Here is an 11,475-nt window from a genome sequence, read left to right as displayed (position 1 = left end):
CATTTATACTCCACATATTTCATAGGTATGATTCTTAATATCATAATAATCGCGGATAAAATAATCCGCCAGTTTCTTCTTCTCCGCCTCATCCTGCCGCGAAAAATCATCATCCACGGCGCAGACAGACATGCCCGCATTCTTTCCCGCCTCGATTCCCCTCGGGACATCCTCGAACACCAGACAGGTCTCCGGCCGCACCTTCAGATCTTCTGCCACTTTCAGATAGACATCCGGAGCAGGTTTTCCGGCCGCCACCTCGCAGGAAGTGCGCACGGAAGAAAAGTAGTGTTCGATATGAAGCGCCTTCAAAGTCGCGTCCACCAGTTCCCTGGCATTGCTCGTGGCAATCCCCATCCGGATCCCCAGCGAGCGGAGATGTTCCAGAAATTCCCCTGCCCCGGGCTTCAAGGGCACCTTCGTTGTATACAACCCGAATGTCATCTCCATCCACTCCCGCCGCACATCATCCAGGGTGCAGGTAAGACCGGGAAAAGTATCCAGAAAATACTGTGCCGTCTCCGTGTAGCTCATTCCCTCGATCGCCTTCTGAAAATTCGCAGGCACCGTAAGATTATATTTATCCATATACTGCACGTCCACCTCCGGCCAAATCCACATGGAATCCACCAGAGACCCGTCCAGGTCAAAAATGACCGCTTTTTTATTTTCTAACATAATGCTTCCAACTCTTCCTTTGTCAATTCTCTGTATGCACCGGTTTCCAGGTTCTCATCCAGCTTCAGGCTGCCCATCTGCAGCCTTTTCAGATAGATCACTTCTTTTCCGACAGCCTGGAACATCCGTTTCACCTGATGAAACCTGCCCTCCCGAATCGTCACCCGAATCTTCGATATCTCTCCCGATTCCAGTATATCCAGCTTTGCCGGCAGGGTTCTTTTCTCATCTCCAATATCAAGACCCACGGCAAATGCTTCCGCATCCGCCGCTGTCACCACGCCCTGTATCCGTGCATAATAAACCTTATCCACATGCTTTTTTGGTGAAAGCAGCCTGTGCGCCAGCGCACCATCGTTTGTAATCAGAAGCAGCCCTTCTGTATCCTTGTCCAGGCGTCCCACCGGAAACAGATCGTCTCTTTGCCTGCTTGTTATCAGATCAATAACCGTCCGTTGCCTCGGATCCTCCGTGGCAGAAATAACCCCTGCCGGCTTATTCAGCATATAATACTCATATGCAATATAACCCACAGGCCTTCCCTGATACCGGATCTCATCCGTCTCCGTGTCCACTTTGCACTCCGGCTTTTTTACAACCGCGCCGTTCACTTCCGTCAGGCCCCTTGTAATCGCCTTCTTCACTTCACTGCGGGTTCCAAGCCCCATATCTGCCAGATACTTATCTAATCTTAACTTCATAACTTATCCCATTCCACGGTTTTAAGACATCCACCGCCAGCCCGGCAGATATTTATTCTTCAGTGTCTGATTCGCCAGCTTGCCGAATCCAAGCGGATAACCGTCCACACATACCAGGTACCAGCCTTTCTCTTTTAAGGCAGCCATATCCTCCACATCCAGGGTATCGCCTTTCAGATACTTAATCACCCTGTCATCCTCCAGCGGGAAATCGAGAATCTTTTGATACTCCTGCTTTTTCAGGCACATAGCCAGCGCTTGACTGGGTTCAAACCGGTTCTTCTTCAGCTCTCCCAGAAGCAGTCCCGAACGCAGGAACCTGACACCTCTCAGCTCAGGAAGCCCGTCCGGCATATAATAAATCCTCTCCCCATGTATATCCAGCCGGGAAGGATCCAGCTCCCAGGTCGTATCCTGCAGAAATTCCGCCAGTTCCTCCGGCAGTTTTCTGCCCTTTCCCTGTCCTGACATGCATTTCTGTCTGTTCCCATTCTCCTCAAGTTCAGGAGAATGTGCTTTTTTCAGCAGTGCAAGATAATGCCCTTCCCCCTTCATCCTGTGCGGGAATATCCGCACGGTTTCTGCAAGTCCGGGATTGCCGCCCTCTGTTACCTCCGGCATGCCTTGTGTGAACCCGTCATAGGGTTCAATCGGGCAGACCGCAAATTCCGGATACTGAGAAATCAGATACTCTATCGACTGCTCATTTTCCGAGGCATCGAAAGTGCAGGTCGAGTACAGAAGCATCCCGCCCGGCTTGAGCATAGCAGCCGCCTGCGTGATAATACTCCTCTGGAGTTTGGAAAAAAATTCAGGACCATGCTCCTCCCATGCCTTCACCATCTTTTTATCTTTGCGGAACATGCCCTCCCCTGAACAGGGAGCGTCAATCAGAATTTTATCAAAATACTCCGGAAAATATTCGGTCAGTTTTCCAGGTTCTTCGCTCAGCACCAGCATATTGCCGATTCCAAACAGTTCCAGGTTCTTCAAAAGCCCTTTTGCCCTGGAATTGCTGATATCATTGGCGATCAGGACACCTTCTCCCTTAAGCTTAGCCCCCAGTTCCGTAGCCTTCCCGCCCGGCGCTGCACAGACATCCAGCACCCGTTCCCCCGGTTCCACCGGCAGGCGGCTGGCAGGCGTCATAGCGCTCGGCTCCTGCAGATAATACAGCCCCGCAAAGTAATAAGGATGTTTTGCGGGCTGTACCTGTTCCCCATCATAATAAAATCCGTTGGAAATCCACGGAATCGGCTCAAGCGGCCAGGGAGCAATCTTCAAAAACTGTTCCACACTGATCTTATTTGTATTCACACGCAGCCCATAGTGGCGCGGCTCATCAAAGCACTCCAGGTAGGCGTCATATTCGTCCCCCAGAAGACCTTTCATTTTCTCTTCAAATGCTTTCGGTAAGTTCATATCAAATCCTCCACATGAAACTGATTATATCATAAATCCCCCTGTAGGACTAGAGCTAAATGTGGGAATGGGGGGGGAGACTTTTTGGGATGAGGGGGACGCAAATGACGAGGCGGGGACGGCTCATGGCGGGGCAATGTCTGCTGGTGAAATGTCCTGACACTTCGCTAAGAAGCTGTAGAAGAAAACGGAACGGAAAGGGAGGTACGTGCCGCATTTGGCCCGAATGCCGATGCATTCGCGCCGCAGGCGGCACCAGAATCTGCCTGGTAAGGCAAATTCTGCCCTCCCTTTCCGTTCCGTTTTCTTCAACAGCTTCTAACGCTTGCTTTATGGACTTTCCACCAGCAGACACTGCCCCGCCATGAGCCGTCCCCGCCTCGTCATTTGCTGTTGCATCCAAACGGTAGGGAACCCGCGCAGGCAGTTCCATCCGCCTCCCCCGTCTATTCTCCCAACCAGGTTACGGGCCTCTTTTCTTCCGGCCGGATGAACCAGCCGGGCGTGGAATGGGATGGGGACGCACGGGGATGGGGCAGACGAAAGACGGCTCAAGGGGGTACCTGTCATTTCAAAAATGCTAAAACGGAACTTAGAAATTCTTGGAGGGAAGCAGCCATGAAAATGGGGAGCTTCTGTGATTCCGAATCACAGAAGCTGCTGACCCAGCGCGAGAAATCATCAGGATTTCTCGTGATGTGTCAGCTGTGCCCCATTTTCATGGCTGCTTCCCTCCTAGAATTTCTTAGTCCCGTGTCCGTATTTTGAAATGACAGGTACCTTGAGCCGTCTTTCGTCTGCCCCATCCCCATGCGTCCCCATCCCATTCCACGCCCGGCGTCCCCCATCCGCTCCCGGGGCTAAAGCCCGTGAGCTAAGAATACTTTAGTTTGTGGGGTTCGAGATAGCGCAGCACCCAGTACGGATTGACGCTGATTTCCTCGTCGTTATGGAACAGATAGATTCCCACATGCAGATGAACCGGAAAGTTTCCTGTTGTTCCTTCGGTTTTGCTGTAGCCGGTGTCTCCCATGTAGCCCAGCAGGTCCCCGGCCTGTATGGTATCCCCTTCTTCTATGTCCGCATAGGAATCCAGGTGGGCGTAGTAGAAATAGGTGCCGCCCGGAGCCACGATGCCAAGGCGCCATCCTCCTTGTTCCAGCCAGCCTTTGTGGCGCACTACTCCGTCTGTCATGCTGACAACCGGATACAGGCCTCTCTCATTCTTGTCTGCCATGATGTCGGTTCCCTCATGACCGCGCTTGCCGCCGTAATTGCGCTCGTACATCCAGGAATCTACAAAGGATACTCCAGCCTCCGTTTTACCGGTGGGTGCAGGCACCGGGAAATACTTGACGTCGTTCCAGATTCCCCTGCACTGTGCGATGTATTCTTCCCAGCCCGGGCGGCTGGCCCATCGCTTTTTGAGTTCGGAGAACAGCTCCGGATCGGGGGTTTTCTTCAACGGGTCTGTCCCGAAATCTGTCTCCAGCCAATAAAGGCCCAGGTTTTCTCCCGGGTCTTTTGTATTCTGTATGTAGTTCAGCATCTCCTCATTGAGGGACTGCCTTCTGAAACCGTCTCCGGCAGCTGTATTTTCATTCAGCCGGGCGTAACCTCCCTGTATGAGAAGTTCATGAATGCCCACTGCCAGGAAAAATGCCAGAAGCAGATTCAGAAGGATATAGTTGTGCAATCTTTTTCTTTTCAACTTTTCAGATGTTCCTCTGCACACGTACTCTCTTTAATATATGAGCAGAAGAATGTCCTATTTGCATTCTTTCAGGATTTCTTTGATTATATTCCACATCCGCCAGGTTGAGGCAATGTCCAGCCGCTCGTGGACGGAATGGATGTCAAACATTCTGGGGCCGAAGGATACACAGTCCAGTTCCGGCTTTTTCCCGGACAGCAGGCCGCATTCCAGTCCTGCATGTATGGTAGCTATCTCCGGCTTTTTTCCGTAGACCTTCTCGAATACCCCGGCCACAATCGGACGGATTCTGGAATCTTCTTTGTACATCCATGCCGGATAAGAACCGGTAATCTCGTAAGTGCCTCCAAGGAATTCTGCCCAGCCTGTCAAAGCCTCCTTAAGTTCCTCCAATCTGGAAGAAACAGAACTTCGGATCAGCAGAATAAAAGAAATCTGGCTCTCCCCGGTCTTCACAACACCCAGATTGTCGGACGTCTCTACCAGGCCTTTTAAAGACCTGCTGAACCCGTACACTCCATTCTGGCAGTTGTTCAGGAAAAAGATGACCTTGTTTTTGTCCGCATCGGAAAAAACGGATTTCTCCTCATGTTCTGTCTTAATAACTGAGATATCAAGCCCTGGCTCATCTGCGCCGAATTCCTGCCTCCAGGTATTCAGCATGTTCTCGATGATCAGTTCTGCTTTTACGCTGTCCTGCACAACGATGGTGAATTTGCTGACAGAGGTGATGACGTTGTCCTTTGCACCGCCCTGAATCTCAGCAAGGGCAATGTCCATATTCTGGTTCAGCCTGTTTAAAAGACGTCCGGCCAGTTTGTTGGCGTTGCCGCGCTGCTGGTCAATCTCCACGCCTGAGTGCCCGCCTTTCAGCCCATGGATGGTAACATCAAGGCAGCTGCCTGCAGCCTTTTTCCTGCCGACAGGCAGATCCAAGCGGAAAGTTAAACCACCGGCACATCCTGCTATAATTGTATCTTCGTCCTCTGAATCCAGATTCAGAAGCATCTTTCCTTTCAGCGGCGTAAGGTCAATCCCTTCTGCTCCGCCCATTCCCACTTCCTCATCCACCGTAAAGACAGCTTCCAGCGGAGGATGCGGGATGTCACTGCTGTCCAGCAGTGCAAGTGCGATAGCCACGGCAATTCCGTCGTCAGCCCCCAAGGTGGTATCCCGCGCCCTTACAAACCCATCCTCTACATAGAGATCCAGCGGGTCTTTTGTGAAATCATGATCCGAATTCTCTGCTTTTTCACATACCATATCCAGATGCCCCTGGATGATGACCGGTTCACTCTCCTCATATCCTTTTGTTCCGGGCTTTTTGATGATGACATTATTCAATTCGTCCTGAATGGCCTCCAGCCCTCTCTCTGCCGCAAATGCCATGCAGTAATCACTGACTGCTTTTGTATTGAAAGTTCCCCTCGGTATCCGGCTCAGTTCCTCAAAATAGTGAAACACTTCCACTGGTTCCAGTTCATTTAATATCGGCATTGTTATATTCCCCTTCCTATATGGCTGTTATGTTATAACTGTTCCGTTTTGAACAGCTGGATTGTTCTCATTTGTATGGCAGTTCAGATGGTTCTGAACTGTTATCATTTTGTCACAGAGGGCATAAAAAATCAACCCGTTTCATATATCTTTAATAACATTTATCTGGCTGATCTGCAAGGAGTAACTCTTATGAAACATAACCTGGCCGGAATCGGGATTGTGATCCTTTTTGCTCTCATGCTCATCTCTCCCAAGGCGGTATTTAACGGAGCCAGTGAGGGGCTCCTTCTCTGGTTTCAAATCATTTTGCCGACCCTGTTTCCCTTTATCATCATCACCAACCTCCTGCTCTGCACCGACAGTATCCATTACATATCCAGGGCATTCGGCAAGGTTTTGTGCCGCATATTTAAAGTATCTGAAAGCGGAAGTTTTGCTATTATTGTTGGTTTTCTCTGTGGATACCCCATGGGGGCGAAAGTAACCGCCGACCTGATTACAACAGGCTATGTCACAGAGGATGAAGGCCGGTACCTTTTGTCTTTCTGTAATAATACCAGTCCGGTGTTTATCCTGAACTTTATCGTCTGGAAAACGCTTGGCAGGGAAGAATATCTTCTCCCCTCACTTCTGATTCTTTTGGGCACGCCTATACTGATGAGCATTCCCTTCAGAAGATTCTATCTGCACGGGCAAAAAAACTTTCCGGCGTTGAAAAAGACCGGCCAAAGCAAAACAGACTGGGGATTTCGCATTGTGGATACCTGTATCATGGACAGCTTTGAAACCATTACAAAGGTCGGCGGATACATCATTCTCTTTTCCGTGATACTGGCTCTCGTACAGTCCGCACCCTGGCAGCCGGCTCCAGTCCGGATGATACTGCCGGCACTGGAGGTTACGAATGGGATCGCCCTGATCGGGAAATCCACACTGCCTTTTACGATTCAGTATCCTGCAATTCTGGCACTGACCTCCTTTGGAGGCATATGCGCCGCTGCACAGACACAGTGCATGATACAGAAGACCTCACTCTCCGTCATCCCCTATACATTAGAAAAGCTGGCCACCGCGGGGGTGACCAGCCTGATTGCTGTTCTTTATTTACAGATCATCTAATCCATCCTGTGGAATATACTGGCCGTCATCGTCGACAGGCACTTCCAGTTCCGCACGGTTGGTACGAACCACATCATAACATTCCTGAAGGGAATTAATCAGACCGTCATACTTGGTGGTGTAGCTGTCCAGTGTATGTCCGATTATGCTCTCGGCGTTGGCCAGCAGATCATCCGTATACTGGATGGCCCCGATGCGTATTGCATTGGCGTCTGCTGTTGCATTGTCGATAATCTCCTGGGCCTGTGCGGTTGCCTGTGTTACAATCTCATTCGCCTGGGAGTAAGCCTGCTGCATGATCTCATGCTCGCTGACCAGCTCTGTTGTCTGTACCTGTGCTTCTTCTATCATAGCGTCCGCTTTCGCCTGGGCATCTGCCAGGATCGCATCGCGGTTGCTGATAATCTTTTGATATCTTTTAATCTCATCTGGTGTCTTCATTCTGAGTTCGCGCAATAACTCGTCCAGATGTTCCTTATTTACGATGATCTTCGTAGTGGACAATGGCTGGAACTTACAATCCCTGTCAATGTACTCTTCGATCTCCTCAATAATCTGCTCAATGCGGCTGCTCATAGTTACACTCTCCTTTTTGCGTTCATCTTTTTCTCCAGCTCCGATGACACAGCTTCCGGCACAAATTGTGATACGTCTCCCCCAAAAGCTGCGATCTCTTTCACGGTAGTGGAACTCAGGTAAGAATATTCAATACTCGTCGTCAGGAACATCGTCTCGACGCTCGGTTCCAGCTTATGATTCGTCTGGGACATCTGCAACTCATATTCAAAATCGGTAATCGCACGTAAACCGCGGATTACGACATCTGCCCCCTGTTGTCTTGCAAAATCAATCAATAGTCCATTAAACAGGACAATTTTGACATTTGTCAAGTCTTTTGTTACTTCCTCTAACATTTTAACACGTTCTTCTGCAGAAAACAACGGCATTTTCGCATTATTATTCAGCACTCCGACAATTAATTCATCGACGATTTTACAGGATCTTTTGATAATATCCAAATGCCCGTATGTAACAGGGTCAAAGCTCCCCGGGTAAATAGCTCTTAACATATTTCTTCCTTTCCGGCCTTTTCAATGAAGACATGTTTGTTCGTTTTATACTCTTTCTCTTTGAGCATAGAAAATCCCAGGCCTTCAAGATAGGAAAAATCTGTTTCTCTTGAGGCCTCCACGATGATGACGGTATCCTCATACACCAGTTCGGATCCGGCGAGATATTCCAGCACCCGTTTCTCCAGCTCTCTGTCATAGGGCGGATCCATATATATGAAGTCGAATACCTTATCGCCTTCCAGCTGATAGAGCGCCGCCATGACATCTCTTGTGAGCGTGAGCGCCTTTGCCTCCAGCCTTGTATTTTTGAGATTCTCTTTAATGCATGCCATTGCTTTTGGGTTATTCTCGACAAAAACAGCTTCCCTGGCGCCCCGGCTCAGAGCCTCGATGCCAATGCCTCCGCTTCCGCCGAACAAATCCAGAAATACGCTGTCATAGATGGTCGGCGCAATCATATTGAATAAAGTTTCTTTAATCCTGTCCGTCGTTGGCCGTGTGTCCAGACCGTCCAATGTCTTTAATTGTATCCTTTTGGCACTTCCTGCAATCACTCTCATAAACAACACCCTCATTCTTCTGAAACAGTTCAGACAAGCCTGAACTGTTACGCATCCAGCCATTAAAATCGCTTTGCGATGGGCTGGATGCCTCCATCGCAGCGTTTTCGTACGGTCTGTGCCGTAAATGCGCAGACCTGTCTGAGCTTTTAAAATCTTCTAACTATGCAGAATTTTAGCAGAAAAAAGCACTTAGGTCAATCCTAAGTGCTTTTTCTTACGAAATTTGCTTATTTACCAGCCATCTGTCTTTCCTGCTGTTCGATCATTTTCTTAACCATATAACCACCAACAGAACCATTCTGCTTAGAAGTTAAATCTCCATTGTAACCGTCTGTAAGCGGTACTCCCAGCTCGCTGGCTACCTCATATTTGAATTTGTCCAGTGCACTTTTAGCCTCTGGTACGGCTGCTCGATTAGATGAACGACTTGCCATGATAATTTCCTCCTTCTCGTAACTTCTGTTACTTTTTCAGATTTTTTTTATAACACTGTTGTGTGTTACAACCATAGTATATGGAGGTTTTTATCTTTTACACTGGAAGTTCCTGCCTTCTTTAACGATTTTTGTAAATCAGTATAAAACAGCGGTTTTACGGGCTTAAAGGGTGGTCTCTAACATCACTTCGGACATGTATTTGTTTAAATGGACCTTCATTTTTGCATGGTTTTCCTCTGTAAGCTCCGGATCTTTTTCTAAAAGTTCCTGTGCGGCTTCATTTGCTCTCTGTAGAATTTTAGCATCCTGGAACACATCCCCCAGAGCAAAATCTAAGAGACCGCTCTGTCGGATTCCAAACAGATCGCCCGGTCCTCTGAGCCTCAGATCTTCTGACGCAATAAAAAACCCGTCATTTGATTTATTCAGAATCTCCAGTCTTTCTTTCGTTTCTTTTGATTTTGAGGCACTCATGAAAATGCAGTAGGACTGATATTTTCCCCGCCCCACACGCCCGCGCAACTGATGCAGCTGGGCAAGCCCGAACCGTTCCGCATTTTCAATCAACATCACCGTAGCGTTCGGCACATCAATACCGACCTCGATGACTGTTGTAGAAACCAGAATCTGGATCTCATTTTTTCCGAATGCTTCCATGATCTCATCTTTTTCGGCCTGCTTCATCTTGCCGTGCAGAAAAGAGATTTCAATTCTGTTCCCCAGCGCTTCCCTCAGCAGCTCTGTATAGTCTATCACATTTTCCGCCTCCAGGTTCTCGCTTTCTTCCACCATGGGGCAGATCACATAGCACTGACGGCCCGCTTCCACCTGCTTTTGCATAAAACGATAAGCCGTATTGCGGTATCCGGTGTCCACCACGCAGTTTTTAATTGGCAGCCGGTTGCTGGGCAGCTCATCGATCACAGAAATATCCAGATCTCCGTACAGGATGATCGCCAGCGTGCGCGGAATCGGCGTGGCGCTCATGACCAGAATGTGCGGCATCTTTCCCTTCCCCGCCAGCATTTCCCTCTGCTTTACCCCGAAACGGTGCTGTTCATCGGTCACTACCAGGGCCAGATTATGGTATACTGCCTTCTCCTGGATCAGCGCGTGGGTTCCTACGATGATGTCCGACTCTCCTGAGGCTATTCTTTCGTAGGCCTCCCGCTTCTCTTTTGCAGTCATTGAGCCTGTCAGCAGCTCGGCATGCAATGGGATGTGGTATTGTCTGAACATGGAGGTAATATTTTCGTAATGCTGCTTTGCCAGCACCTCCGTAGGCGCCATCATAGCCCCCTGGAAACCATTCAGCCCTGCATACATCAGGCCCAGCAGTGCGACGATTGTCTTGCCCGAGCCGACGTCCCCCTGGACAAGCCTGGACATAACATTGGGGCCTGACATATCCCGTTTTATTTCACCCCAGACCTTTTGCTGTGCATTCGTCAATTCATATGGAAGAGACGCCAAAAACTGATCGATCTCCGGCCGCTCTGCAAATACAAATCCATTTGCCGCCTTGTCCTCCCGCACCTTCAGATTTTTAAGGGAAAGGATGAAAATCAGGAATTCTTCAAATACAAGGCGCTCCCTGGCATGATAGAATTCTTCTTTTGTCTCCGGAAAATGAACGCCGCGGACGGCGTAATTATATTCCGCCAGATGGTACTTCATGCGGATGTCCTCCGGCAGAAACTCCTGCCTCAGATCCAGGTACTGCATGGCCTGCATCACGGCCTTTTTTACTGCATTGTTTGTAAGCCCGCTGGTCAGCGGATACACCGGCTGTAAAGTATTTCTCTTTTCCTCGTATTTTGCACTCGGGTAAAAGATCTCAGGGTGCTCCATAACCAGTCCATCCCTTTTTCTGACAACACGGCCGCGCAGAGTGATAATCCCGCCCCTGGACAGCGTATTTTTTAGAAAAGGCATCCGAAACCAGATCACTTTTAAAGTGCCTGTCAGGTCCTTGACATAAAGCGTCGTCACCTGCATTTTTTTGCTTCCCCCAAGCTGCACTCTTCCAAATATGGCGCCGGTAACAGTTACCGTCCTGCCTTCTTCTGCCTCTCCGACCGGGACCGGCTCATCATAGACATCGTAGCCGCGCGGATAATACCGCAGCAGATCCCCGATTGTCCGTATGCCTGCCTTCTCAAAAAGGGCCTGCGTCTTCTCACCGATTCCTTTTAGTGTGCTTATTTTAGAATTTTCATTCATAGGTCTTTTTATTCTCCCATCGGACAATTACAAAACAGGATTGAG

At 49.2% G+C, this 11,475-nt stretch carries 11 protein-coding genes; 1 reads left to right on the top strand and 10 read right to left on the bottom strand.

Annotation, left to right across the window (positions count from 1 at the left end):
* Positions 1-3: 3 nt before the first annotated feature.
* The 5 genes from GKG43_RS01760 to GKG43_RS01740 form a co-directional block, all read right to left on the bottom strand.
* On the bottom strand, positions 4-678 hold the full coding sequence (locus GKG43_RS01760; RefSeq protein WP_055153228.1) for an HAD family phosphatase: 675 nt from the start codon (positions 676-678) through the stop codon (positions 4-6).
* On the bottom strand, positions 672-1,379 hold the full coding sequence (locus GKG43_RS01755) for a pseudouridine synthase (RefSeq protein ID WP_055153230.1): 708 nt from the start codon (positions 1,377-1,379) through the stop codon (positions 672-674). The genes GKG43_RS01760 and GKG43_RS01755 overlap by 7 nt, the downstream gene beginning before the upstream one ends.
* Before the next feature lie 21 nt (positions 1,380-1,400).
* On the bottom strand, positions 1,401-2,801 hold the full coding sequence (locus GKG43_RS01750; RefSeq protein ID WP_055153232.1) for an RsmF rRNA methyltransferase first C-terminal domain-containing protein: 1,401 nt from the start codon (positions 2,799-2,801) through the stop codon (positions 1,401-1,403).
* Between the two features lie 874 nt (positions 2,802-3,675).
* On the bottom strand, positions 3,676-4,512 hold the full coding sequence (locus GKG43_RS01745; protein WP_167702496.1) for a M23 family metallopeptidase: 837 nt from the start codon (positions 4,510-4,512) through the stop codon (positions 3,676-3,678).
* 57 nt (positions 4,513-4,569) lie between these two features.
* On the bottom strand, positions 4,570-6,012 hold the full coding sequence (locus GKG43_RS01740) for an aminoacyl-histidine dipeptidase (RefSeq protein WP_055153237.1): 1,443 nt from the start codon (positions 6,010-6,012) through the stop codon (positions 4,570-4,572).
* Between the two features lie 192 nt (positions 6,013-6,204).
* Between GKG43_RS01740 and GKG43_RS01735 the strand changes: the two genes are divergently transcribed.
* The gene (locus tag GKG43_RS01735; RefSeq protein ID WP_055153271.1) at positions 6,205-7,134 is read left to right on the top strand and encodes a hypothetical protein; all 930 of its coding nucleotides are present in this window, start codon (positions 6,205-6,207) and stop codon (positions 7,132-7,134) included.
* Here GKG43_RS01735 and GKG43_RS01730 read toward each other — a convergent pair.
* The 5 genes from GKG43_RS01730 to recG form a co-directional block, all read right to left on the bottom strand.
* On the bottom strand, positions 7,120-7,710 hold the full coding sequence (locus tag GKG43_RS01730) for a hypothetical protein (protein ID WP_050642336.1): 591 nt from the start codon (positions 7,708-7,710) through the stop codon (positions 7,120-7,122). The genes GKG43_RS01735 and GKG43_RS01730 overlap by 15 nt on opposite strands.
* A gap of 2 nt (positions 7,711-7,712) precedes the next feature.
* Positions 7,713-8,204, bottom strand: a complete 492-nt coding sequence (coaD, locus tag GKG43_RS01725; RefSeq protein ID WP_025657506.1) for a pantetheine-phosphate adenylyltransferase — start codon at positions 8,202-8,204, stop codon at positions 7,713-7,715.
* Positions 8,198-8,767, bottom strand: a complete 570-nt coding sequence (gene rsmD, locus GKG43_RS01720; protein ID WP_050642337.1) for a 16S rRNA (guanine(966)-N(2))-methyltransferase RsmD — start codon at positions 8,765-8,767, stop codon at positions 8,198-8,200. Before rsmD ends, coaD begins: the two co-directional genes overlap by 7 nt.
* 230 nt (positions 8,768-8,997) lie before the next feature.
* Entirely contained in the window at positions 8,998-9,204 is a 207-nt protein-coding gene (locus GKG43_RS01715; RefSeq protein ID WP_025657508.1) for an alpha/beta-type small acid-soluble spore protein, read from the bottom strand.
* 165 nt (positions 9,205-9,369) lie between these two features.
* Complete coding sequence (gene recG / locus GKG43_RS01710; RefSeq protein ID WP_129878417.1) at positions 9,370-11,430, bottom strand: ATP-dependent DNA helicase RecG; 2,061 nt, start codon at positions 11,428-11,430, stop codon at positions 9,370-9,372.
* Positions 11,431-11,475: the final 45 nt, after the last annotated feature.

The sequence above is a fragment of the Eubacterium sp. BIOML-A2 genome (assembly GCF_009680135.1).
Classification (GTDB): Bacteria; Bacillota; Clostridia; order Lachnospirales; family Lachnospiraceae; genus Faecalicatena; species Faecalicatena contortus_B.
Note: the sequence above shows the minus strand (reverse complement) of the source record. Positions and strands in the feature narration are given on the sequence as shown.

Bases quoted from the DNA above. Each gene is read 5' to 3' on its own strand.
- GKG43_RS01715 (WP_025657508.1), bottom strand. From the start codon at position 9,204: ATGGCAAGTCGTTCATCTAATCGAGCAGCCGTACCAGAGGCTAAAAGT.
- GKG43_RS01755 (WP_055153230.1), bottom strand. From the start codon at position 1,379: ATGAAGTTAAGATTAGATAAGTATCTGGCAGATATGGGGCTTGGAACC.
- GKG43_RS01730 (WP_050642336.1), bottom strand. From the start codon at position 7,710: ATGAGCAGCCGCATTGAGCAGATTATTGAGGAGATCGAAGAGTACATT.
- coaD (WP_025657506.1), bottom strand. From the start codon at position 8,204: ATGTTAAGAGCTATTTACCCGGGGAGCTTTGACCCTGTTACATACGGG.
- recG (WP_129878417.1), bottom strand. From the start codon at position 11,430: ATGAATGAAAATTCTAAAATAAGCACACTAAAAGGAATCGGTGAGAAG.
- GKG43_RS01760 (WP_055153228.1), bottom strand. From the start codon at position 678: ATGTTAGAAAATAAAAAAGCGGTCATTTTTGACCTGGACGGGTCTCTG.
- rsmD (WP_050642337.1), bottom strand. From the start codon at position 8,767: ATGAGAGTGATTGCAGGAAGTGCCAAAAGGATACAATTAAAGACATTG.
- GKG43_RS01740 (WP_055153237.1), bottom strand. From the start codon at position 6,012: ATGCCGATATTAAATGAACTGGAACCAGTGGAAGTGTTTCACTATTTT.
- GKG43_RS01750 (WP_055153232.1), bottom strand. From the start codon at position 2,801: ATGAACTTACCGAAAGCATTTGAAGAGAAAATGAAAGGTCTTCTGGGG.
- GKG43_RS01735 (WP_055153271.1), top strand. From the start codon at position 6,205: ATGAAACATAACCTGGCCGGAATCGGGATTGTGATCCTTTTTGCTCTC.